The organism is Pseudomonas sp. VD-NE ins (genome assembly GCF_031882575.1).
GTDB classification, from domain to species: Bacteria; Pseudomonadota; Gammaproteobacteria; order Pseudomonadales; family Pseudomonadaceae; genus Aquipseudomonas; species Aquipseudomonas fluorescens_BZ.
The window spans coordinates 2,634,763-2,656,246 of sequence record NZ_CP134772.1 but is presented as its reverse complement, the minus strand read 5'-3'; the positions used below and the strand labels follow the sequence as shown (position 1 = coordinate 2,656,246).

Annotated in this window: 25 protein-coding genes; 12 read left to right on the top strand and 13 right to left on the bottom strand. The window is 58.9% G+C overall.

What is annotated here, in order from left to right; translation table 11 throughout:
• The first annotated feature begins 97 nt into the window (after nt 1-97).
• Nucleotides 98-694 carry a paraquat-inducible protein A gene (locus RMV17_RS11745; RefSeq protein WP_034152391.1) on the top strand — a complete coding sequence of 199 codons (597 nt, stop codon included), beginning with the start codon at nt 98-100 and terminating at the stop codon, nt 692-694.
• Nucleotides 691-1,377: a paraquat-inducible protein A gene (locus tag RMV17_RS11740; protein ID WP_311886603.1), complete on the top strand. Its 687-nt coding sequence runs from the start codon at nt 691-693 to the stop codon at nt 1,375-1,377. The genes RMV17_RS11745 and RMV17_RS11740 overlap by 4 nt, the downstream gene beginning before the upstream one ends.
• On the opposite strand, the gene RMV17_RS11735 is transcribed toward RMV17_RS11740, so the two are convergent.
• Nucleotides 1,310-4,336, bottom strand: coding sequence for an FAD-binding and (Fe-S)-binding domain-containing protein (locus RMV17_RS11735; protein ID WP_311886602.1), 3,027 nt, complete (start codon nt 4,334-4,336; stop codon nt 1,310-1,312). The two genes, RMV17_RS11740 and RMV17_RS11735, sit on opposite strands and share 68 nt — an antisense overlap.
• A gap of 157 nt (nt 4,337-4,493) precedes the next feature.
• On the opposite strand from RMV17_RS11735, the gene RMV17_RS11730 reads away from it, so the two are divergent.
• A complete protein-coding gene (locus tag RMV17_RS11730) occupies nt 4,494-5,378 on the top strand; it encodes a LysR substrate-binding domain-containing protein (protein WP_311886601.1) in 885 nt (294 codons plus the stop codon).
• Nucleotides 5,379-5,489: 111 nt separating this feature from the next.
• Here RMV17_RS11730 and RMV17_RS11725 read toward each other — a convergent pair whose 3' ends face one another.
• Both RMV17_RS11725 and RMV17_RS11720 read right to left on the bottom strand, forming a co-directional pair.
• The gene (locus RMV17_RS11725) at nt 5,490-6,764 is read right to left on the bottom strand and encodes a glucarate dehydratase family protein (RefSeq protein ID WP_311886600.1); all 1,275 of its coding nucleotides are present in this window, start codon (nt 6,762-6,764) and stop codon (nt 5,490-5,492) included.
• A 30-nt stretch (nt 6,765-6,794) separates the two neighbouring features.
• Nucleotides 6,795-8,162, bottom strand: a complete 1,368-nt coding sequence (locus RMV17_RS11720; RefSeq protein WP_311886599.1) for an MFS transporter — start codon at nt 8,160-8,162, stop codon at nt 6,795-6,797.
• Between the two features lie 117 nt (nt 8,163-8,279).
• Here RMV17_RS11720 and RMV17_RS11715 point away from each other — a divergent pair, with 117 nt between their 5' ends.
• The gene (locus tag RMV17_RS11715; RefSeq protein ID WP_034152397.1) at nt 8,280-9,179 is read left to right on the top strand and encodes a LysR substrate-binding domain-containing protein; all 900 of its coding nucleotides are present in this window, start codon (nt 8,280-8,282) and stop codon (nt 9,177-9,179) included.
• 127 nt (nt 9,180-9,306) lie between these two features.
• On the opposite strand, the gene RMV17_RS11710 is transcribed toward RMV17_RS11715, so the two are convergent.
• Nucleotides 9,307-9,912, bottom strand: a complete 606-nt coding sequence (locus RMV17_RS11710) for a DUF6338 family protein (protein WP_311886598.1) — start codon at nt 9,910-9,912, stop codon at nt 9,307-9,309.
• Nucleotides 9,913-10,111: 199 nt separating this feature from the next.
• Complete coding sequence (locus tag RMV17_RS11705; protein WP_034152399.1) at nt 10,112-10,447, bottom strand: hypothetical protein; 336 nt, start codon at nt 10,445-10,447, stop codon at nt 10,112-10,114.
• Nucleotides 10,448-10,632: 185 nt separating this feature from the next.
• Between RMV17_RS11705 and RMV17_RS11700 the strand changes: the two genes are divergently transcribed.
• On the top strand, nt 10,633-10,872 hold the full coding sequence (locus RMV17_RS11700; protein WP_008085812.1) for a hypothetical protein: 240 nt from the start codon (nt 10,633-10,635) through the stop codon (nt 10,870-10,872).
• Nucleotides 10,873-10,940: 68 nt separating this feature from the next.
• On the opposite strand, the gene RMV17_RS11695 is transcribed toward RMV17_RS11700, so the two are convergent.
• Complete coding sequence (locus tag RMV17_RS11695; protein WP_034152400.1) at nt 10,941-11,138, bottom strand: hypothetical protein; 198 nt, start codon at nt 11,136-11,138, stop codon at nt 10,941-10,943.
• Nucleotides 11,139-11,360: 222 nt separating this feature from the next.
• On the opposite strand from RMV17_RS11695, the gene RMV17_RS11690 reads away from it, so the two are divergent.
• Complete coding sequence (locus RMV17_RS11690) at nt 11,361-11,723, top strand: NUDIX hydrolase (RefSeq protein WP_311886597.1); 363 nt, start codon at nt 11,361-11,363, stop codon at nt 11,721-11,723.
• A 4-nt stretch (nt 11,724-11,727) separates the two neighbouring features.
• Here RMV17_RS11690 and RMV17_RS11685 read toward each other — a convergent pair whose 3' ends face one another.
• The 3 genes from RMV17_RS11685 to RMV17_RS11675 form a co-directional block, all read right to left on the bottom strand.
• Complete coding sequence (locus RMV17_RS11685) at nt 11,728-11,970, bottom strand: DUF1652 domain-containing protein (protein ID WP_311886596.1); 243 nt, start codon at nt 11,968-11,970, stop codon at nt 11,728-11,730.
• 101 nt (nt 11,971-12,071) lie between these two features.
• Entirely contained in the window at nt 12,072-12,971 is a 900-nt protein-coding gene (locus RMV17_RS11680; RefSeq protein WP_311886595.1) for a polysaccharide deacetylase family protein, read from the bottom strand.
• Nucleotides 12,972-13,102: 131 nt separating this feature from the next.
• Entirely contained in the window at nt 13,103-14,050 is a 948-nt protein-coding gene (locus RMV17_RS11675; protein WP_311886594.1) for an ABC transporter substrate-binding protein, read from the bottom strand.
• A 295-nt stretch (nt 14,051-14,345) separates the two neighbouring features.
• Here RMV17_RS11675 and RMV17_RS11670 point away from each other — a divergent pair, with 295 nt between their 5' ends.
• From RMV17_RS11670 to RMV17_RS11655, 4 genes are all read left to right on the top strand, one after another.
• The gene (locus RMV17_RS11670) at nt 14,346-15,326 is read left to right on the top strand and encodes an aliphatic sulfonate ABC transporter substrate-binding protein (RefSeq protein ID WP_311886593.1); all 981 of its coding nucleotides are present in this window, start codon (nt 14,346-14,348) and stop codon (nt 15,324-15,326) included.
• A gap of 62 nt (nt 15,327-15,388) precedes the next feature.
• A complete protein-coding gene (locus RMV17_RS11665) occupies nt 15,389-16,231 on the top strand; it encodes an ABC transporter permease (protein ID WP_311886592.1) in 843 nt (280 codons plus the stop codon).
• Between the two features lie 29 nt (nt 16,232-16,260).
• Nucleotides 16,261-16,941, top strand: a complete 681-nt coding sequence (locus tag RMV17_RS11660; RefSeq protein WP_311886591.1) for an SOS response-associated peptidase family protein — start codon at nt 16,261-16,263, stop codon at nt 16,939-16,941.
• Nucleotides 16,942-17,272: 331 nt separating this feature from the next.
• On the top strand, nt 17,273-17,545 hold the full coding sequence (locus RMV17_RS11655) for a hypothetical protein (RefSeq protein ID WP_034152408.1): 273 nt from the start codon (nt 17,273-17,275) through the stop codon (nt 17,543-17,545).
• 46 nt (nt 17,546-17,591) lie between these two features.
• Here RMV17_RS11655 and RMV17_RS11650 read toward each other — a convergent pair whose 3' ends face one another.
• Genes RMV17_RS11650 through RMV17_RS11640 form a run of 3 tightly spaced genes read right to left on the bottom strand, consistent with a single transcriptional unit; the run spans nt 17,592 to nt 18,801 of the window.
• Nucleotides 17,592-17,738: a hypothetical protein gene (locus RMV17_RS11650; RefSeq protein WP_196251123.1), complete on the bottom strand. Its 147-nt coding sequence runs from the start codon at nt 17,736-17,738 to the stop codon at nt 17,592-17,594.
• A gap of 53 nt (nt 17,739-17,791) precedes the next feature.
• Nucleotides 17,792-18,103, bottom strand: a complete 312-nt coding sequence (locus tag RMV17_RS11645) for an AzlD domain-containing protein (protein ID WP_178087421.1) — start codon at nt 18,101-18,103, stop codon at nt 17,792-17,794.
• Nucleotides 18,103-18,801 (bottom strand): AzlC family ABC transporter permease, encoded by a 699-nt coding sequence (locus tag RMV17_RS11640; protein ID WP_034152900.1) that lies wholly within the window; start codon nt 18,799-18,801, stop codon nt 18,103-18,105. The genes RMV17_RS11645 and RMV17_RS11640 overlap by 1 nt, the downstream gene beginning before the upstream one ends.
• Nucleotides 18,802-18,954: 153 nt before the next feature.
• Between RMV17_RS11640 and RMV17_RS11635 the strand changes: the two genes are divergently transcribed.
• Nucleotides 18,955-19,329 (top strand): DUF2784 domain-containing protein, encoded by a 375-nt coding sequence (locus RMV17_RS11635; protein ID WP_093437340.1) that lies wholly within the window; start codon nt 18,955-18,957, stop codon nt 19,327-19,329.
• On the opposite strand, the gene RMV17_RS11630 is transcribed toward RMV17_RS11635, so the two are convergent.
• The gene (locus RMV17_RS11630; protein ID WP_311886590.1) at nt 19,330-19,857 is read right to left on the bottom strand and encodes a DUF3087 domain-containing protein; all 528 of its coding nucleotides are present in this window, start codon (nt 19,855-19,857) and stop codon (nt 19,330-19,332) included.
• A 223-nt stretch (nt 19,858-20,080) separates the two neighbouring features.
• Between RMV17_RS11630 and ppnN the strand changes: the two genes are divergently transcribed.
• On the top strand, nt 20,081-21,454 hold the full coding sequence (gene ppnN, locus RMV17_RS11625) for a nucleotide 5'-monophosphate nucleosidase PpnN (protein ID WP_034152412.1): 1,374 nt from the start codon (nt 20,081-20,083) through the stop codon (nt 21,452-21,454).
• Nucleotides 21,455-21,484: the final 30 nt, after the last annotated feature.

Genomic DNA, 21,484 nt, shown 5'->3' with positions numbered 1-21,484 from the left:
ATTCTCAGAAAACCTCAGCCGAGCAAGTTGCCCAATAGCCTCAGGCTTCTATAGTGATCAAGTCCCCTGCCCTTGCGGCTGCTGTCGAGCGTTGTCCATGGTCAACACCGAACACCTGATCATCTGCGAGCACTGCGACTGCGTGTACGAAAAAGTCGTGCTGGCCAAACACCAGAAAACCTCGTGCGTACGTTGCGGCGGCGTGCTCCAGCGCTTCAACGGTTTGACTGTCGAACAGCGCCTGGCCCTGACGTTCACGGCGGCGATGCTGTGGCTGTTCGCCAACTTCTACCCGGTGATGAGCATCAGCCTCAAGGGCCTGAAAAACAGCGCGACGCTATGGGATTCGGTGCTGGCGCTGAGTCAGGGGCCGATCACGTTCATGGCGATGGTCGCGGCGATTTCGATCATCATTGCCCCGGCGTTTCAACTGGTGCTGCTGATCTGGGTGCTCAGCTTCGCGCTGTCATCGCGACGTGCTCCGGGCTTCAAGTTGTGCATGCGCTGGCTGGAAACCTTGCGGCCGTGGAGCATGCTCGAAGTGTGCTTGCTGGGGGCGATGGTGGCGGTGTTCAAACTGGCGGGACTGCTCGATGTGTTGCCCGGTATCGGCCTGTTCGCGCTGGCCGTGCTGAGCCTGATGATGATCAGGATTGCCGGCCGCGACATCCGCGACCTTTGGGACATTCTATGAAACGGCTACCGACCGCCAGCGAACTCAATCTGTGCCTGTGCCACAGCTGCGGGCTGGCCTGCGACATGACCGACGAACCGCATGAGTGCCCGCGCTGCGATGCGCCGCTGCATCGGCGCAAGACCAATTCACTGACCCGCACCTGGGCCTACATGCTCGCGGCGCTGGCGTTTTACGTGCCGGCCAATCTGTTGCCGGTGATGAACACCACCATGCTCGGCAGCGGCGCCGACAGCACGATCATGAGCGGTGTGCTGGAGTTCTGGGAACACGGCGCGTGGGACATCGCCCTGATCATTTTCATCGCCAGTATCGCCGTGCCGGGAGTCAAGTTCGTCGCCCTGACGTTGCTGCTGATGACCGTGCAGCGCGACAGCGCCTGGGCGCGCAAGGAGCGCTCGAAGCTGTTCCGCTTCGTCGAGCTGATCGGCTATTGGTCGATGCTCGACGTGCTGGTGGTGGCGCTGGTCGCAGCATTGGTGAAGTTTCAGGCGCTGGGCGATATCGAGCCACGACCGGGCATTCTGTTTTTCGGCCTGGTCGTGGTGTTCACCATGCTCGCGGCGATGAGCTTCGACCCGCGCCTGATCTGGGACCAGGACACGGGCGACGACCTCAGCGACGTTGAACCTCAAGCAGCACCTGCAACGGATGACGCAGTGCCAGATCCGACTGGCGCTTGACCTGACTGCGGCAGGAATAACCGGTCGCCAGTGCTTCACCCTGCTCCGCCGGCGCGTCCACCTGACGTGCCCACGACTGCTCGTAGATCACCACTGAGGTTTGGCGATTGCGCGCTTCGTGGCCGTAAGTGCCGGACATGCCGCAGCAACCAGTGGCCTGGGTGGCCAGTTTCAAACCGGCGCGTTCGAACACCTGCTCCCACTGGCGAGTCGCGGCCGGGGCGTTGGTTTTCTCGGTGCAATGGGCGAGCAAGCGGAACGCTGCGCTTTTATCCTGCGCCGCCTGCTCTGGCATCACCTTGAGCAACCACTCCTGCACCAGCGCCACTTCCGGGCATTGCTCCATGCCCGGCACTTTCAGGTATTCCTGGCGATACACCAGCGTCATGGCAGGATCGAGGCCCAGCAACGGCACGCCCACATCGGCCAATTCACGCAGTTGCCGAGCATTGCGCAGCGCCGCGCGGTTGAACGCCGAGAGGAAGCCCTGCACGTGCAGCGGTTTGCCGTTGGCGCTGAACGGTGCGAGATACACCTGATAACCCAGACGCGAAATCAACTCGACCAGATCGGCCAACAGCGGCGCTTCGAAGTAACGCGTGAAGGCGTCCTGCACGATGACCACGCTGCGCGCACGTTGGGCCTCGGTCAGCGCCGACAACGTCGAAACCTTCGCCGCTTGCACCTGCCAACGGCGCATTGCCGCATGAAAATCAAAGCGACTGAGCAACGGCACATCGATCATGCCGCCGACCCGTTCCAGCAAGCTGCGAATGAATGAAGCGCCCATCAACCCGTTGTACAGCGCCGGAATCCGCGCCATGTACGGAATGCTGTATTCCAGCGAGGCGATCAGATAATCCCGCGCCGGGCGCAGATAACGGCTGTGATACAGCTCAAGAAAGCGCGAACGAAACTCCGGCACATTGACCTTCACCGGGCACTGTCCCGCGCAGGATTTGCACGCCAGGCAACCGGCCATGGCGTCATAAACTTCGTGCGAGAAGTCCTCGGCCTGCGCACGGCTGTTGCGCCAGCGCTGCCACAGCGTGCTGAAAAGCGCCGGCTTGCGAATCGCATCGGACAACACGTCGACACCCGCCTCGCCCTGCAAACGCAGCCATTCGCGGATCAACGAGGCGCGGCCCTTGGGCGATTGCGCGCGTTCGCGGGTGGCTTTCCACGACGGGCACATGGCGTCATCGGGATCGAAGTTGTAACAGGCGCCGTTGCCATTGCAATGCATCGCGGCGCCGTAGTCCTGCCAGACTTTTTCGTCGATCTGCCGATCCAGCTCACCACGCAAAGTGACTTCGTCGATTTTCAGCAGCGCCGCGCCGGTGTTGGCCGGGGTGGCGATCTTTCCCGGGTTGAACTGGTTGAACGGGTCGAACGCAGCTTTCAGCGCTTGCAGTGCCGGATACAACTCGCCGAAAAACGCCGGGGCATATTCCGAACGCAAGCCTTTGCCGTGCTCGCCCCACAACAGGCCACCGTAACGCTGGGTCAGCGCCGCAACGCCATCGGACACCGGGCGCACCAGCGCCGCTTGCTGCGAGTCTTTCATGTCGAGGATCGGCCGCACGTGCAGCACGCCTGCATCGACATGACCGAACATGCCGTACTGCAAACCGTGGCTGTCGAGCAGGTCGCGCAACTCGGCAATGTATTCGGCCAGGTGCTGCGGCGGTACGGCAGTGTCTTCGACAAACGGCTGCGGCCGCGCTTCACCGGCGACGTTGCCGAGCAGGCCCACCGCACGTTTACGCATGCCGTAGACCTTGTTCACCGCCGCTTGGCCAACGGCGAGCGTGTGGCCCAGGCGTTCAACGGTTTGATCGCAGGTCAGGTGCTCGATGAACGCCTCGACACGGCGTTGCAGATCTTCGGGATCATCACCGCAAAACTCAACCAGATTGATGCCCAGCGTCGGGCGCTCGGCACTTTCCGGGAAATACTCGGCGACGCCGTGCCAGACGATGTCCTGCATCGCCAGCAACAACACTTTCGAGTCAACGGTTTCGATCGACAACGGCTTGAGCGCCATCAGGGCACGGGCGTCGCGCAGTGCGTCCATGAACCCGGCGTAGCGGATGTTCACCAGCATCGTGTGCTTGGGAATCGGCAACACATTCAACCGCGCCTCAACGACAAAACCCAGCGAGCCTTCAGCACCGCACAGCACGCTGTTGAGGTTGAAACGCTGGTCAGCCTCACGCAGATGCGCCAGGTCATAACCGGTCAGGCAACGGTTGAGATCGGGGAAACGCTCTTTGATCAGGTCACCCTGCTCATCAATGATCTGCCGCGCACAGCGATAGATTTCGCCGACGCGATCTTCGCGGGCACACAGCGCTTCAAGCTCACTTTCCTCAAGCGGCAAACCGTGCAAACGCTCACCGCCGCGCAAAACCATGTCGAGTTCGAGCACATGGTCGCGGGTCTTGCCGTAGGTGCAACTGCCCTGGCCGCTAGCGTCGGTGTTGATCATGCCGCCGACGGTGGCGCGGTTGGAGGTTGACAGTTCCGGGGCGAAAAACAGCCCGGCGGATTTCAGCGCGGCGTTGAGCTGATCCTTGACCACCCCGGCCTGCACCCGCACCCAGCGCTGCTCGACGTTGATTTCGAGGATGCGGTTCATGTGCCGCGACAGATCGACGACGATGCCATCGGTCAGCGATTGGCCGTTGGTGCCAGTGCCACCGCCGCGCGGGGTGATCACTACTTGCTGGAACGCCGGCTCGGCGATCAACTGTGCGACCCGCGCCACATCCTCGGCGTCCATCGGAAACACCGCCGCTTGCGGCAGGCGCTGGTAGATCGAGTTGTCGGTCGCCAGCACCACGCGGCTGGCGTAGTCAGCGCTGATTTCACCGCGAAAGCCGCTGGCTTTCAGGGTTTTGAGGAACTGTTGGTAATCGCTGGTGAGGGCTTGGGCGGGGGACAGCTGGGCAATCATCGGTCAGGTTATCTCGGTCAAATCGGGCCGCGTGGCGGTAAACAGTTGTACGCAACGAATGATTGCGTCAGGCTCCGCCATCTCATGGTGCCCATGTTCATTGCTGGCGAACGCCGGGACAACCGTAAATTCGACCCGCTATTGATGACTTTTACGAATGAATCCGCGCACGCTCACACCCTCCATGTCGTTATTGCTGGCCTTTGAGGCGGCCGCGCGCCATGAAAGCTACACCCGCGCCGCCCATGAACTGTCGCTGACGCAGAGTGCGGTCAGCCGTCAGGTGCAGATTCTCGAGAAAATGCTCGGCATGCGTTTGTTCACTCGCGAAGGCCGGCAAGTGGTGCTGACCGATGTCGGGCGTATGTATCAACGCGAACTCGCCGAAGCTTTGGGGCAGATTCGCAGCGCGACCTTGCAGGCGATGGCGTTTGGTTCGGGCATTCACAGCTTGCGCCTGGCGACGCTGCCGACTTTCGGTTCGAAATGGTTGCTGCCGCGACTCAAGGATTTCTACACCGCGCACCCGGGCATGACCGTGCACCTCCATTCGCGGATCGAAGCAATCGACTTCGATACCAGCGAAATCGATGCGGCGATCTGCGTCGGTGGCGGTGAATGGTCGGGATTGACCGCCCTGCCCTTGCACACCGAGGAACTGGTGGTGATCGCCAGTGCGCAACTGTCCGATGCTGAGCGCGATGACGCCGAACAGCAAATCGCCGGGCAACTGCTGCTCAATGTCAGCAGTAATGCCCAGGCGTGGGCGGAATGGTTCAGCCATCAGGGTCTGCCGCACCGCAGCATGCGCATCGGGCCGAGCTTCGAGATGACCTCGCACCTGATTCAAGCGGTGCGGGCGAATATTGGTGTGGGCTTGGTGCCGCGAATTCTGGTCGAAGATGAGTTGTTGAATGGTGAACTGCTGCAACTGGGTGAGCCAATTACCAGTCGCCGCAGCTATTACCTAGTGTATCCGCCGCGCAATGAGAATTTGCCGTCGCTGAAAGCGTTTCGGGATTGGTTGATGCATACACTCTGAAAGAATGAGTCGCCCCCTTCGCGAGCAAGCTCGCTCCCACAAAGGATTTGTGAACGCCACAGATCAAATGTGGGAGCGAGCTTGCTCGCGAAGAGGCCAGCGAGAACGACATCAAAACCTCGGTTTGACCGCCCTCCAATCCGGCTTGTACCGCTGCATCTGCCGCACATCATCACGCTGACGAATTCCGCAGGTCAGGTACTGATCATGCAGCTTGCCCAACTGATCATGGTCCAGCTCCAGCCCTAGTCCCGGTGATCGCGTGATCTTCACGCAACCGTCGACAATCGGCAGCTTGCCGCCCTTGATTACTTCTTCATCCGGCTCCTGCCACGGGTAATGCGTATCGCAGGCGTAATCCAGATTCGGCACCGCCGCCGCCACATGGGCCATCGCCATCAGGCTGATACCCAGGTGCGAGTTGGAGTGCATCGACACGCCAACGCCGAACACATCGCACATTTTCGCCAGCGTCTGCGTGTCACGCAGGCCGCCCCAGTAATGGTGGTCGGCGAGAACAATCTGCACGCTGTTTTGCGCAACACTGCGACGGAATTCGTCGAAATCGGTGACCACCATATTGGTCGCCAGCGGCAGACCGGTGCGTTTGTGCAGCTCGGCCATGCCGTCGAGGCCCGGGGTCGGGTCTTCGTAATACTGCAGATCATCGCCGAGCAATTCGGCCATGCGAATCGAGGTTTCCAGTGACCAGTTGCCGTTCGGATCGATGCGCAGCGGGTAGCCGGGGAAGGCTTTTTTCAGCGCCTTGATGCACGCCACTTCATGCTCCGGCGGCAACGTGCCGGCCTTGAGCTTGATGCTCTTGAAACCGTACGCCTCGATCATCCGTGCAGCCTGCGCGACGATCTGCTGCTCGCTGAGTGCTTCACCCCAGTTGTCAGGTTTGTACGGCGAGTCGACATGCTGCGTGTACTTGAAAAACAGGTAAGCGCTGAACGGCACTTCATCACGAATCGCGCCACCGAGCAGGTCCACCAGCGGCACGTTCAGGTAATGCGCCTGCAAATCGAGGAACGCCACTTCGAACGCCGAGTAGGCATTGCTCACCGCTTTGCTGGCATGAGAACCGGGTGCCAGTTCAGCACCGGCGAGACTGGCAGGTTTATTCGCGGCGACGGTCGCCTGCACGATGGCGCGCAACTGGTTGAGGTTGAACGGGTCGAGGCCGATCAGTTGCGTCTGCAACTGCTGCTGAATCGCCAGCGCCGGGGCATCGCCATAGCTTTCGCCGAGGCCGATGTAGCCGTTGTCGCTTTCGATCTCGATGATCGAACGCAGGGCGAAGGGTTCGTGGATACCACTGGCGTTGAGCAGCGGCGGATCGCGAAAAGCAATCGGGGTCACGGTGACACGGGTGATTTTCAAGATAACGCTCCTGACAGATCAACAATCAATTCAATGGCTCGCGGCCGGGCTGGCCGTCGCGACAACGGCGGTGACCTCATGTGGCTTTGCGAGGTTTTTACCTTTCGCGCCAGGCGCCGTGCGGGCAAAGAAGATCACCACCGCAGCGACCAGTGACGTCGCCGCCAGGCCATAAAGTCCGCCCTCGATCGAGCCGGTGGTTTCTTCGAGGAAGCCGAACGCGGTCGGCGCAACGAAACCGCCGAGGTTGCCGATGGAGTTGATCAGGGCGATCACCGCAGCGGCGATACGCGCATCCAGATAGCTTTGCGGAATCGGCCAGAACAACGCCGACGCAGCCTTGAAACCGATCGCCGCGAAGCATATGGCGACAAAAGCGAAGATCGGACCGCCGGTGGTCGACATGAACATGCCAATGGCCGCAATCACCAGCGTCAGGGCGACCCAGGCTTGCTGGAATTTCCACTTGCCGGCCATCGCCGCGAAACCGTACATGGCGACAATCGAAATGATCCACGGAATCGAATTGAGCAGGCCGACCTGGAAGTCGCCGAGATTGCCCATCTTCTTGATCATGCTCGGCAGCCAGAACGTCGCGCCATAAATGGTCAGGGCAATGGAGAAGTAGATGAAGCAGAACAGCGCAATCTGCCGATCCGCCAACAGTTTGAACATCGACGGTTTGACCACCTGCGACGCCTCACGAGCGCGCTGCTCTTCGGCAATCGCCGCCACCAGCGCTTCGCGTTCCTCTTCGCTCAGCCACTTGGCCTGACGCGGATGCGATTGCAGCCAGAACCAGACGAATGCACAAAGCACCACCGACGCCGCGCCTTCGATCAGGAACATCCACTGCCAGCCATGCAGGCCCAGACCGCTGATATGCAGCAATGCACCGGAGACCGGGCCGGAGATCACCGAGGCAATCGCCGAGCCACTGAGAAACACCGCCATGGTCTTGCCGCGCTCGGAGGCCGGTAGCCATTGGGTGAAGTAGTAAATGATCCCCGGAAAGAACCCCGCCTCGGCCGCGCCGAGAATAAAGCGCAACACGTAGAAGCTGGTTTCACCTTTGACGAACGCCATGGCCATGGCGGCCGCGCCCCAGGTGAACATGATCCGCGTCAGCCAGACCCGCGCGCCGTAACGTTGCAGAAGCATGTTCGATGGCACTTCGAACAGCGCGTAACCCACGAAGAACAATCCGGCGCCGAGGCCATAAGCCGCCGCGCCGATGCCCAGATCGGTTTCCATGTGACTGCGCACAAAACCAATGTTGACCCGATCGATGTAGTTGACGATGAACATCACCACGAACAGCGGCAGCACGTGGCGCTTGACCTTGGCGGCGGCACAGGCGAGAACCGTGACGTCCAGCGGACTCTGGAGGGTTTTCAAGGGCGACTCCCGATCTTGTTTTTTTAGGGATGGCGTGAAGCGATGGGCCGATCATGGACGGGGGTATTGATCCCGTCTAATCTAACTTGGCATTCGATTGATACCCGGATTAGATCAATGTTCGAACTGACTCAACTGCGCTGCTTCACCACGGTCGCCACCGAACTCAACTTTCGCCGCGCCGCCGAGCGACTGAACATGACCCAGCCGCCACTGAGCCGGCAGATTCAATTGCTCGAGCATCACCTCGGCGTCGAGCTTTTTACCCGCAGCACTCGCAGTGTTGCGTTAACCGCCGCCGGCCGGGCCTTTTTCATCGAAGCACAGAACCTGCTGGAGCGCGCGCAGCAAGCGGCAGTCACCGCCCGGCGGTTTGCCGAGGGCGACATTGGTTCGGTGAACATCGGTTTTGTCGGCAGCGCGGTGTATGAGTTTTTGCCCAAGGTGATTGCCGAGGCGCGACTGAAACAGCCGCAGGTGAAAATCGATCTGGCGGAGATGAACACATACCAGCAACACGAAGCCCTGCGCGCCCGCCGCATCGATCTGGGCATCGCTCGCGCGCCGTTGCTGGAGCCGGGCTACGCGACTGAATGCCTGGTGCGTGAACCGTTTGTACTGGCGGTGCCGAGCGGTCATCCCTTGGCAACGGCGGCTGAAGTGGCAGTCAGTGACCTGGATAAACAACCGTTCCTGATGTACTCCCACGCAGCGTATCCGCCGTTCAACGAGTTGCTGACCGGCATGCTGCGCTCGGCACGGGTCGCGCCGGATTATGTGCAGTGGCTGGGCTCATCGCTGACGATTCTGGCACTGGTCAACGCCGGTATGGGCCTGGCGTTGGTGCCGCGCTGCGCCACCAGTGTGGTGTTCAAGAATGTGGTGTTTCGCGATATCGATCTAGGCGAAGGGGTGCAGAGCGAGCTGCATCTGATCTGGCGGGAGAACAACGACAACCCGGCGTTTGCGATGTTGCTGGAAGCGATTCGCCGGGCGGTGGCTGAGGGCTGGGGTTAAAGAAAATACTAGCTCTTGAGCGGTGGTGGAGCACTGGGTGCCTTGGGCTGCGCATTTGCCACTGGCTTGCCATCTTTCGTGTAGCGACGCGCTACCCATTCCGGCATTGGTTGCGGTGCTCTGGCTGTCATAAAGAAACCTCCGATTTCGGGCCGAATTCGACCCACTTGACCTTCCCGGAATCTATCAGCAAAAACTCAGCGCCAAAAGGCACTTCTGCCCCTTCCGCATCCAGCCAACAGGGATTCTGCATGACGAACTGGCCACTGCTGGATTCCGGCGGCCACTCCACGGGCCAGCCAAAAACGCGCCTTTCATCGATCAAATGCAGTGTGACCAGACGATGGTGCTGGGCAAAAATGCTGAACCATTCGCTGGGGCAGGAAGTTTGTTTCGTGACATTTCGATTGCGTAACCAGCCGTGCAATTTGTCATTCGTGGCCAGATAACAGGAAAACAGCCCGAGCGTCACCGACACAACGAATGCCCACATCGTTTCGGTCTTGGCATCCCAGCGCCCGACAGAAAATCCCTTCGAACCCACCCACAAACACAGAGCGCCCACGCCCCAAACCGCGCCCTGAATCACAAACGTAAAAATCAGCGCCTGCACAATCTGCCCGAACGTATCCGGTCGCTTGAACGCCGTCAGCGAATAAAAAATCCACGCCGACAAAAAACCGGGAATCAGATACTGCAACAGCGGAATAACTTCTTTGACCAGATCATCCATGATCCGAGGCTCCTTGAAAGACCGGCCGACCTGACTATCGATCGCCCCGCAAAAGCCTAGTGCACACGGAGGAAACCCTTCGTGCGCAACTGTCACCGTTCATTTCGCGAATCAGATCCATACCTTTCAGCCTCCAGGCAGCCAAAAAAAACAGAAACCGACGATACGGCTTCTGCTTTTTTTATCTCTGCAGGCGTCGTTACAGGCAATCACGCACCGATTGGCGCAACGACCCGGACTTGGCCCACGGCGGGCCCTGATACAACGAAACCCGACTGCCATCCTTGTACTTGACGATGTCGAGGATCTCGTCCGCTGTGATGATGCTTGGCGCGGTGATGCGATAGCCGTTGGAAATCGATGTCTGCGAAGTCTTGGCCACATCCTTTTGCCACAACGGTAATAAACACGCAGCATAGTCTTTGGGCGACTTGGCGCTGGTCTTGCTGACATTCGGCTCACCCGGCACCAGCGAGGCCGGCAACGAACAACCCGCCAACAGGGCCAACGCCAGACTCCCGATCCATATCCGCATGGTGTATTCCTGATCTGAAAAAAAGTGAATGTAGCGTGTAAGCGACTCTACATCCATCGTGGCAACGCGCCCTTGGCGCAATCTGCACAACTTTTCACAACCGTTCAGCATGCTGATGAACAGGCTTTGCCCATCGACGAAAAATGCGACTACTCTTTTCTACCGAGAATGTTCTGGAGGTGATCATGCGGCTCAATGAATACGAACACGAACTTCAACGCGACCTGCAAAGCGTTGCATCGGACTTGAGATGGTCGGCGGTCGACCTGAAACGTATCGCAGAACAACTGCGCAAATCCGGCAATGAAGCAGATGCGCAAACCGTGCTGAGATCCTGTGAGGTGCTGCAAAGCGATGAAGAACGGCTGCAACTCTATGCCAAGGAAGTGAAAGCCCGCGCCATCAGCCGAACCAAGGTCCACTGAGACCAACCCGCCCTCCCCCAAACAAAAGCCCCGACGTTTGCCGGGGCTTTTTCGTTACTGCCAGCCAGTCAGTGGGTTTTGTGACTTTGTGCGCGTGTCGAGCGTTTTTTGTAGCCAGGCAGTGCGGCGGCATAGGCCAGCGCTTCCTCCCGGCTGCCAAACGACGCCAGCCGATCGCCCTGGGTGCAAACCCGCCATGGGCCATTGTTCACGCTCAGCACGTCATAGCCGTTCATGTGCATCTTGTTCAACATCGGCATGCTCATGGACACCTCCATTTTTTGCTAACGGTCAGATCCAGCTTCACGCTTTTACCTTACACCCTGATCTGCCCGAAATGCCGTCCGGGCGTCGCAAGCTGCAACGGTCAGGGATCTGGCACTTTTCGCGGTAATCAACGCTCAAAATCCAAATGAACCCTTGTCACAGGCTCGGCTCAAATATTGCAGTTTTATTTCTATTTTGTGACAGCGGTAAACAGGTAACAGATGAAAGTACGCGCAACCGTAATATGCGAACAGGATCGCCACGTTCTCCTGGTACGCAAACCCCACTGTCGCTGGACATTGCCCGGTGGCAAGGTCGAGCCCGGGGAAACCCGGGCGCAGGCCGCCGTGCGCGAATTGCAGGAAGAAACCGGCCTGGACGCCGACGACGTGTTGTATTTAATGGAATTGCAAAGCGGCAGCACACGACATCATGTCTACGAGGCGTCCGTGCTGGACTTTGAGCAAGTGCGCCCACAAAACGAAATCATCGACTGCATCTGGCATCCGCTGGATGCGGTGCGCAATCTGAACACCAGCGAGGCGACGTTACGCATCGTTCAAGCGTTTCAACGGCGGTTATGAGGCTTTAGCCAGCGAACGCTCGGCGGCCCGCGCTCATTTCGGTGCGCAACTCACCGATGAAGTTGGAAATGTCACGAATCGTGACGAGATGCTCCGTGGAAACGCCATTGAGCAATAAATCCACCCACCCACTTTCCGGGTCATAAACCTTGATCTGCAGGAGCCCCTGCGCTGATGGGGTGCAGTCACATTTACGTGCCGGAAAGCCAGACTCGACAATGCGGCAAATATCGGCAATGACAAGCATGGGTGGACGCCTCGCAGGCGATGGTTCGCTGAATCCGTAGAGCATAGATGAGCAATTTGTGTCTTGCTCGACACAAAAATGCCAAGCGCGTCACAACTTCCTCAGTGCGCGTCATGATCCCAGATCCAGTTCCACATCCCCGGCAAATTCACCGGCTCCGAGCTTTTTTCCACGGTGCGAGCCAACGCGGCTTTCTCAAGTTCAGCGTGATCATCATAGAAAGGCTTGTCCGCCAGCTTCACGCCAGTGGCAGCCGCGCTGTCCAACAGAATCTGCAAATATTCGCGCGTGTGCCGCGCGGTATAGCGGTTGAGATCATGAAACGTCACCACTACCGGAATAACCCCGTCCACGGTCGGTAATTCGCCAAGGGCAATACGCTCACGGATCTCCGATAACTGCCGCAGCATGTTTGCCCGCCGTCGCGGGCTGGCATTGAAGCCCCAGATCTTGCCGTCGTTGGCGCTTAAATCGGTGAGCAAAACGTGCAAGCCGTGCTGTTGATAGGCGGCGAAGGTTCGCTTGTCGTAATTCCAGAACGGCGGGCGCAGCAGCGTCGGCGGCGCCCCCGTAATGGCGGTGATATCGGCGGTGCCGTTGGTCAGCGACTCTTCGAGCTCTTGCGGGTCGAGCAAGCGATGATTGGTGTGCCAATGGGTCGCCGTGTGGAACGCGAGGATGTGCCCCTCGTCATGTTCACGGCGCATGATGCTGCGGCCGATGTCACTGTTGCCCGCTCGCGGTGCACGCGTCTGCACGAAGAACACCGCTTTGATGTTCGGCATCAGCGGATTGTCCTTGAGACTGTCGAGCACCGTGGCCGACGGATTCCAGAAACTCGAAGCGCTGGGGCCATCGTCAAACGTCAACAGAAAGCGCACCGGTGCCTGGGTTTTCAGGCGCGTTTCGGTTTGCGCAGTCATTTCTATCGGGGCGGCGATACAACCGGCCAGTCCGAGAGCAATGAGCGCAGCACAAAGAAGTTTGAATCCGGATTTCATGTTTTGCCTTGAGCACGGCGGCTGCCGTCATGTTGTCGATTGGCAAAACTCCATCGCCCTTATCCATCCTTGCGCCCCGATCCGCGAGCGGAGGTTGGATAAGGTACACAGGGTTTGGTTCCGGCGCTCGCTCAGTGAGCCAATGCTTGTTGAAAAGACGTGTCGATAATGCCGGCAGTGGCCAACGGAGCCGGCAGCGCTTTCACTTTGAACAGGAAATCCGCGGTACTTTGCAGATCCGTCGCTGCCTGCTGATCCACCGGCCCGACCGTCATGTGCGCCTGGCGCAACCAGTGGCGCGACACCTGCTGATCGAGATTGGCTTTCTTCGCCCACAGATCGGCGTATTCATCCGTGTGGCTGTCGACCCAGGCCCGAGCCAGTTTCAAACGACCGAGAAAATCCGCGATGGCCGCACGCTTGCTGTCGATCGACGGCGTTGACGCCGCGATTGCACTGAGCCCCGGCATCAGGTTTTTTGCGGTCAGGATCGGCCGCGCACCGGAGAACACGACCTGCTGGGAAATGTACGGTTCCCACACCGGGAAAGCGTCAATGCTGCCCTGTGGCAGGGCTGCGGCGGCATCGATTGGCATCAGTTTGACGAAATCGACGTAGTTCTCCGGCAGACCGCCCTGTTCCAGTGCGCGCAAGGTCAATTGCTGGCTCCAGGCACCAGGCCAGTAGGCGACTTTCTTGCCCTTCAGATCGGCGATGGTTTTCACCGGCGAATCCTTTGGCACCAACAAGGCGATGGTGTCCGGATTCTGCCGCGACACGCCGATCAACTTCACCGGCGCTTGCTTGGCAGCCAAAAACAAAAAGCCGGAGTCACCCAGAAAGCCCAGATCCAGTGAACCGGCCTGCAAGGCTTCAGCCAACGGTGCCGCCGCCTGGAAGTGTTTCCAGTCGACCGTATAAGGCGCGTCTTTCAACACGCCGGACGCCTCTATCGAGGCACGGATGTTGTAGTAGTTCTGATCACCGACGTGCAGGACCAACGTCTCGGCTGCGTAGGACAGTGGCGAAGTAAACAGTACAGCGCTTAGTGCACCGCGTAGGAAACGAGACAGCTTCATGGCGAATCCTGCAAAGGGAAATTGCATAGACCATAACGCTCTTGATTCCTGGTTTTTAAATTCGATTAATGCATAAGCTCATCACTGTCGAGTTTTACTGTTGGTGTAGCAACAGTGGCAAACCACAGTGTTGCTCAATCAACAGTCAAAACCCGCCTTCGTGCCTTTAACCCCTTATAAACCGGCGCTTTCAAGCACATGGCACAGAGCCTGCAATATTCCATTCATGCAGGAAGCATTCGATAAAAATATCTTTTTGGACATAAGAAACCTGTGCCTTTGCCGGAGCGCCCCCATGACATCGTTCTTCCCTCGACTCAAAACCCTGCTGGCTACCAGCGCCATGGTGCTGAGCCTGCAACCGCTCGCCCACGCGGCTGAAACTGCGCCGGCGGAAGTGCATCTCGACTACGCCTATTACTCGCCAGTCAGTCTGGTGCTCAAGCACTTCGGCTTCCTCGAAAAAGCCTTGCCGCAGACCAAGGTCAGCTGGGTACTGAGTCAGGGCAGCAACCGCTCGCTGGAATACCTCAACAGCGGCGGCGTGGATTTCGCCTCCAGCGCCAGCCTTGCTGCGGTGCTGAGCCGCGCCAACGGCAGCCCGATCAAATCCGTCTATGTCTACAGCCGCGCCGAATGGACAGCACTGGTGGTGCGCAAGGATTCGCCATTCCAGACCATCGCCGACCTCAAGGGCAAGAAGATCGCCGCCACCAAAGGCACTGATCCGTATCTGTTCACCCTGCGCAGCCTGCAACAGGCCGGGCTGAAAAAAGACGATGTGGAACTGGTCCACCTGCAACACCCGGATGGTCGCACCGCGCTGGAGAAAGGTGATGTCGACGCTTGGGCCGGCCTCGATCCGCACATGGCCGCCAGCCAGGTTCAAGCCAGCTCGCGTTTGCTCTACCGTAACCCGGCGTTCAACAGTTACGGCGTGGTCAGCGTCACCGAGCAATACGCCAAAGAACATCCGCAAACCATAGACACTGTGATCAAAGCCTACGAACAGGCCCGCGACTGGGCGCTGAAAAATCCCGATGAGTTCGCTGCCCTGCTCGCCAAAGAGTCCGGCTTACCGCTGGATGTAGCCAGGTTGCAACTGTCGCGCACTGACCTGAGCAGCCCGCAACTCACCCAGCAGGACATCAGCGCCTCCAAGGCTGCGGCGCCGATTCTGGTCTCCGAGGAACTGGTGCGCCGTGGGGTGAATGTCGATCAAGTCATCGATCAATTGCTCGATAGCGGTGTGCAGCAAGCCGTCGCCCGCCAGTAACCGATCAGCCTCACGACAAGTCCGCGCCCCGTCGCGGATTTGTCGTGAGCGGAGCCAAAACCATGACCACTCAGAGCAAAGACCTGCCCGCGCCACTTGTCGTGTCGCGACAGCGCCCGGCAGGTTTCAGTCCGACATGGCAACGCCGCTGCAAGGGCCTGGCCTTGCCGGTGCTGATCATCGTTATGCTGGAAATTATCGTACGCATCGGCTGGCTGCCGTCCTACCAGATGCCAGCACCGAGCGAGATCGCTCTGACCCTCACCGATCTCGCTGAAGGTGCGCTGTGGAAACACATTGGCGCCAGCCTGATCCGCGTGCTGCTGGGCTTTGTCATTGGCGCCAGTCTGGCGCTGGTGTTTGCCGCCTGGGTCGGCTTGAGCCGCGAAGCCGAGGCCTATCTGGAACCGACCTTTGCCGCCCTGCGTTCCATTCCGAGCCTGGCCTGGGTGCCGCTGCTGCTGTTATGGCTGGGCATCGACGAGACCTCGAAAATCGTCTTGATCGCCATCGGCGCGTTTTTTCCGGTGTACGTCAACGTCGTCGCAGCCATACGCAACATTGATCGCAAACTGGTGGAGGTCGGCCGCATCTATGGTTTCAGCCGGTTGCAACTGGTGCGACGGATCTTGTTGCCAGCCGCCCTGCCCGGCCTGTTCACCGGATTGCGCAGCGGCATGAGCCTGGCGTGGATGTTTCTGGTGGCGGCGGAATTGATCGCGGCCACCAAGGGCCTCGGTTATCTGCTCAGTGACGGCCGGGAAACCTCGCGGCCGGACATCGTACTGGCCGCGATCATCGTGCTCGCTTTGCTCGGCAAACTCAGCGACGGCTTGCTGGCCATGCTCGAACGCCGTTGGCTGAGTTGGCGCGACACGTTCACCGGGCAGGACGCCAACGACTAAGCTGAAATCTCCAACCGGAGATTCAGCCCATGTGCGGAAGACTCTCGCAATACCGGGGCATTCATGACTTCGTCGCGGTGCTGAGCATTCCCGACGCGTTGATCAATCACGTCGGCGATGCACCGCTCGATCGCTATAACGCGGCGCCGACCACCGCGCTGGCCGTCCTGCATCAACAAGGGCAACACCTGCAGGCTGACAAGCTGCGTTGGGGCTGGCGCCCGCATTGGGCCAAGGATCGTCCCCCACCGATCAATGCCCGGGTCGAGAAAGTCGCCCACGGTCCGTTCTTCCGCGCGATCTGGCGACATCGTTTGATTGTGCCCATCGATAACTGGTTTGAATGGGTCGACACCGAAGACAAAACCCGACAACCGTGGCTGATTCGTCGGGCAGACAAGGGAGCGGTTTTCTGCGCGGCCATCGGACAATTTCCGACAGCCGAAACGGCGGCCCGGGACGACGACGGTTTCGTGATCATCACCGCCGATGCCGTCGGCGGCATGCTCGACATCCATGATCGCCGACCGGTGGTGTTCCGCGCGGATTTGGTGCGCGAGTGGCTCGATCCTGCGACGCCGATTGAACGCGCCGAGCAAATGTTGCTGTTCGAGGGTGAAGGCAGCGAAGTGTTCGAATGGCACAAAGTCGGCAAAGCTGTCGGGAACGTGCGCAATCAGGGGGCCAGTTTGATTATCGAACAGACTTAAACATTTGCCGACTTCACGCGTATATCAATGTAGGAGCTGCCGAAGGCTGCGATCTTTTGACACTTGCTTTCTCAGAATCAAAAGATCGCAGCCTTCGGCAGCTCTTACAGGTGACGCGTGATCGTTACAACAACTGTTTCATCTTTGAGACGCTGCAAATAAAACACACGTTCGAATGAACTAACCGCCTGTCTGACATTTCAACCGTCATACATACATTTAGATGCACTACGGCTAGCATGCGCGCCGCATTTCCATTTGGTATACCAGTTGACCAAAGAGTCAACAAACCAGGAACCCCTAACGTCTACAAGCCTTGCAGAGAAATAAGTTGCGCGACGATTTTGCAATCAAACAGGTCAGCGGCCTGGAGTGTATTTATCTGTCCATGACAGAACGCTTTGAACTCGACTGTTTTATCGGCCACTACATCAAGACCCGAAACCTGCGTTCCGTACCCGATATCGAACGCACCCTGCGCACCACCCTCGAAGGTTATCCTGGCCATCCGCCGGTGATGGTCAACGAGCTGAATGCGTGGATCGACCGAACCTTGGGGTATCGGGCTTCACACCCCGAGTTCACGCCGCTGGACGATATCTGAAACCACAAGAAAGCCCCGCAAATGCGGGGCTTTTTCGTAAAACCACTCAAAACTTGCGGTCGGGATCTGAAAGCTCCCGGCCGTCATCATGCTTCCAGGTTTGCTCCTTGTGCTTTTCCCGCTCTATTTCCTTTTCAGTCGGCTCATCAGTCTCTTGCTCATCCGTCTCCGGATGCTTCTGCTCAGTCGCCATGTGCACCTCCTGTATCAGTGAACCTCGATCCCCAAAAGCGTAGAACAGACAATTTACAACCACCAGCGCAGTAAGAAGAAGAACGCCATGCTCAGCAACATGCTGAGCAAAGTGCTGCGCGTATATATCACCAGTCCAATTGCAACCAGCGAACTAAGCAAGTATGGGTTATCCCACTGCAGATTCAGCTGTTTGTCGGGCATGAAAACAATCGGCCCGCAGATCGCCGTGAGCATCCCGGGCACCGCGAAACCGAGAAACTGTCGCGCGTTGCTGCTCAAACGCACCGGCAAACGCGGTTCAAGGAACACGTAACGATTGAGGAACACCAGAAAACCCATGCCGAAAATTACCGCCCAAACCATCATGTGCGCTCCCGGTACAGCTTGTTGCAGATAAACCCTGCGGTCATTCCTGCCAACCCGGACAACACCAGTGCCGAGCCCCATTGCCAGTAACTGAACAACACCGAACAAAACAGCGACACTGCCACGCAAACCACTGTCGGCACGTTGCGCACCACCGGTGTGATCAGGGCAATGAAGGTGGCGGCAATCGAGAAGTCCAGCCCCAGATGCTCAAGCCCCGGAATGCTGCTGCCGAGGACAATGCCGGCCAGGGTGAACAGATTCCACGCGATGTAGAACGTCAGGCCGACACCCAGCGCATACCAGCGATTGAACTGTTGACGATCGTGCTGACTGGTCAGCGCAAACAACTCATCGGTGAGCAAAAAACCCAGCCCGATTCGCCAGCGTCCCGGCAGCGGCGAAATCACCGAACGCATGCTCATGCCGTACAGCAAGTGCTGAGAAGTCAGCAGCAGCGTGGTCAACAGAATCGAGAAAATCCCCGCGCCGCCCTTGAGCATGCCGATCGCCACCAGTTGCGCCGCCCCGGCAAACACAATGCTCGACAAGCCTTGGCCTTGCAGCGGCGTGAGATTGGCTTCGATCGCCATGGAGCCGGCCAGCAGCCCCCACGGCGCGGTGGCCAGAGATAACGGCATGATCGCCGCAGCGCCGCGAAGAAACGCATTGCGCGGCAAGAGTGAGTCAGACATATCGCTCTTCAACAGTGGAAACAGCAACAGACTCTGCCAGCAAATCCCCTTGTCCGGCTTGAACAATCTTGCGCAATTGCGCTAAATCGCGCCGACTGTGGACGGCCATCGGCGTACCATGTGAGCCATTCACAATCGCGTCAGGGAGACGACATGCTGTACCGAATCGCAGCCGACGGGCTGGTCCTGTTCCATTTGTCATTCATTCTGTTCGTGCTGTTTGGCGGGCTGCTGGTCCTCAAATGGCCACGTTTGATGTGGCTGCATTTGCCCGCTGCCGCCTGGGGTGTGGCGGTTGAGGTGTTGCACTTGACCTGCCCGCTGACCTACTGGGAAAACCTCATGCGCCACGCGGCCGGGCAGACTGAATACGCCGGCGGCTTCATCGAACATTACATCTGGCCGATCATCTACCCGGCCGGGCTCACCCCGCAGATTCAACTGGCGCTCGGCAGCGTGGTGCTGGCGGTGAACCTGCTGGTATATGGCCGCTTGATCCGTTCGTGGAAACTGCGCCGAGCTGTGTAATCAGCGCGACGTCGGCTTCAAGGTTTCCAGCCAGGCCGGATCCAGGCGCGTCTGCTCGGTATCGATTCCCAGCGCCTGCATCCGCGCCTTGTGCGCTTCGACTTCCCGCCACAGTTGCCCATGATCACTGGAGTTGCCGTCCAGTTCGTGCATTTGCGTCAATCCCAGATGATAGAAGCGCAAAACCTTCATCGCCGTCGGATCGTTCTTCTCCACCGCCGCCGTCATCTGATGCATCACATTGGTGATGCTCATCAGACTGCGTTTGAGCCGCCAGCTGTACACCGCTGGCGCCATCCAGCTCTGATTCCAGAAGCGCCCGCGCAGTAACGCGGCGGTCAGCAGAAATGCCACAAACACGCCACCGACATTGAAACGCAGGTTATCGCCGCCAGGCTCGCCGAACAGCGCCACCGCCACGCTGGAAAACAACATCGCCAGCACCAGGAACAGCACGGCGATGATGATCGTGCTGCGTCGGGTCTGCTGGCGAAAGGTGGCGGCGTCCATCGGCTGAATCTCGAACATCACAAATGACTTCCTTGAGCGACAAAAGGGGTAACTGAAAAAACCGGCCGGCGCATTATCGCCTCTACCGCGGATTTAGCTATGCTGGGGCTCCTTTTCATCTTTTCAGCGTCCAACGGGGACATGGCGGTACAGCGCAGATCGTGCCATCTTCATTCATGGATACACACTATTCGGATGCCATCGCCTAGTCTTGAGATGACATCGTTTTAAGGATCATTGCATGACCCAACGACACGTAATCAATGCCTCGGTCAGCCCGAAAGGCAGCCTGGAAACCCTTTCTCAACGTGAAGTTCAGCAACTGAGCGAAGCCGGATCCGGCAGTACCTACACCCTCTTCCGCCAGTGCGCCCTGGCCATCCTCAACACCGGCGCCCATGTCGATAACGCCAAGACCATCCTCGAAGCCTACAAGGACTTCGAAATCCGCATTCACCAACAGGATCGCGGTGTGCGCCTGGAGCTGCTGAACGCTCCGGCCGACGCCTTCGTCGACGGCGAAATGATCGCCAGCACCCGCGAAATGCTGTTCAGCGCCCTGCGCGACATCGTCTACACCGAAAACGAACTCGACAGCCAACGCATCGACCTGAGCACCTCGCAAGGCATCAGCGACTACGTCTTCCACTTGCTGCGTAACGCGCGCACCCTGCGTCCGGGCGTCGAGCCGAAGATCGTCGTGTGCTGGGGCGGCCACTCGATCAACACCGAAGAATACAAATACACCAAGAAAGTCGGCCACGAACTGGGCCTGCGCAGCCTCGACATTTGCACCGGTTGCGGCCCCGGCGTGATGAAAGGCCCGATGAAAGGCGCAACCATCGCCCACGCCAAGCAACGCATTCACGGCGGTCGCTACCTCGGCTTGACCGAGCCGGGCATCATCGCCGCCGAAGCTCCAAACCCGATCGTCAACGAACTGGTGATCCTGCCGGACATCGAAAAGCGTCTGGAAGCCTTCGTGCGTGTTGGCCACGGCATCATCATCTTCCCGGGCGGCGCTGGTACGGCTGAAGAGTTCCTTTATCTGCTGGGCATCCTGATGCATCCGGACAACAAAGGGCTGCCGTTCCCGGTGATCCTCACCGGGCCGAAACATGCCGCGCCGTATCTGGAACAGTTAGACGCGTTCGTCACCGCGACCCTTGGCGAAGCCGCCAAGCAGCACTACGAGATCATCATCGACGACCCGGCCGAAGTGGCGCGGCAGATGACCCAAGGCCTGAAGGCGGTGAAGCAGTTCCGTCGCGAGCGCAACGATGCGTTCCATTTCAACTGGCTGCTGAAAATCGACGAAGGCTTCCAGCGCCCGTTCGATCCAACCCACGAAAACATGGCCAACCTCAAACTGCACCGCGACCAGCCACCGCACGAACTCGCGGCCAACCTGCGCCGGGCGTTTTCCGGGATCGTTGCCGGCAACGTCAAGGACAAGGGCATTCGTTTGATCGAAGAACACGGGCCGTATCAGATCCGTGGTGACGCCGCGATCATGCAGCCGCTGGATGCCCTGCTCAAAGCCTTCGTCGCCCAGCACCGGATGAAGTTGCCGGGTGGCGCGGCGTATGTGCCGTGTTATCGAGTGGTGGCGTAACCTTTAAGCCATCACACAATCCAAGTGGGA

Bases quoted from the DNA above. Each gene is read 5' to 3' on its own strand.
- RMV17_RS11645 (WP_178087421.1), bottom strand. From the start codon at position 18,103: ATGGTTTGGGCGGTAATTTTCGGCATGGGTTTTCTGGTGTTCCTCAAT.
- RMV17_RS11710 (WP_311886598.1), bottom strand. From the start codon at position 9,912: ATGGATGATCTGGTCAAAGAAGTTATTCCGCTGTTGCAGTATCTGATT.
- RMV17_RS11675 (WP_311886594.1), bottom strand. From the start codon at position 14,050: ATGAAGCTGTCTCGTTTCCTACGCGGTGCACTAAGCGCTGTACTGTTT.
- RMV17_RS11705 (WP_034152399.1), bottom strand. From the start codon at position 10,447: ATGCGGATATGGATCGGGAGTCTGGCGTTGGCCCTGTTGGCGGGTTGT.
- RMV17_RS11680 (WP_311886595.1), bottom strand. From the start codon at position 12,971: ATGAAATCCGGATTCAAACTTCTTTGTGCTGCGCTCATTGCTCTCGGA.
- RMV17_RS11715 (WP_034152397.1), top strand. From the start codon at position 8,280: ATGTTCGAACTGACTCAACTGCGCTGCTTCACCACGGTCGCCACCGAA.
- ppnN (WP_034152412.1), top strand. From the start codon at position 20,081: ATGACCCAACGACACGTAATCAATGCCTCGGTCAGCCCGAAAGGCAGC.
- RMV17_RS11650 (WP_196251123.1), bottom strand. From the start codon at position 17,738: ATGGCGACTGAGCAGAAGCATCCGGAGACGGATGAGCAAGAGACTGAT.
- RMV17_RS11700 (WP_008085812.1), top strand. From the start codon at position 10,633: ATGCGGCTCAATGAATACGAACACGAACTTCAACGCGACCTGCAAAGC.
- RMV17_RS11730 (WP_311886601.1), top strand. From the start codon at position 4,494: ATGAATCCGCGCACGCTCACACCCTCCATGTCGTTATTGCTGGCCTTT.
- RMV17_RS11735 (WP_311886602.1), bottom strand. From the start codon at position 4,336: ATGATTGCCCAGCTGTCCCCCGCCCAAGCCCTCACCAGCGATTACCAA.
- RMV17_RS11695 (WP_034152400.1), bottom strand. From the start codon at position 11,138: ATGAGCATGCCGATGTTGAACAAGATGCACATGAACGGCTATGACGTG.
- RMV17_RS11690 (WP_311886597.1), top strand. From the start codon at position 11,361: ATGAAAGTACGCGCAACCGTAATATGCGAACAGGATCGCCACGTTCTC.
- RMV17_RS11660 (WP_311886591.1), top strand. From the start codon at position 16,261: ATGTGCGGAAGACTCTCGCAATACCGGGGCATTCATGACTTCGTCGCG.
- RMV17_RS11640 (WP_034152900.1), bottom strand. From the start codon at position 18,801: ATGTCTGACTCACTCTTGCCGCGCAATGCGTTTCTTCGCGGCGCTGCG.
- RMV17_RS11685 (WP_311886596.1), bottom strand. From the start codon at position 11,970: ATGCTTGTCATTGCCGATATTTGCCGCATTGTCGAGTCTGGCTTTCCG.
- RMV17_RS11630 (WP_311886590.1), bottom strand. From the start codon at position 19,857: ATGTTCGAGATTCAGCCGATGGACGCCGCCACCTTTCGCCAGCAGACC.
- RMV17_RS11635 (WP_093437340.1), top strand. From the start codon at position 18,955: ATGCTGTACCGAATCGCAGCCGACGGGCTGGTCCTGTTCCATTTGTCA.
- RMV17_RS11665 (WP_311886592.1), top strand. From the start codon at position 15,389: ATGACCACTCAGAGCAAAGACCTGCCCGCGCCACTTGTCGTGTCGCGA.
- RMV17_RS11670 (WP_311886593.1), top strand. From the start codon at position 14,346: ATGACATCGTTCTTCCCTCGACTCAAAACCCTGCTGGCTACCAGCGCC.
- RMV17_RS11740 (WP_311886603.1), top strand. From the start codon at position 691: ATGAAACGGCTACCGACCGCCAGCGAACTCAATCTGTGCCTGTGCCAC.
- RMV17_RS11745 (WP_034152391.1), top strand. From the start codon at position 98: ATGGTCAACACCGAACACCTGATCATCTGCGAGCACTGCGACTGCGTG.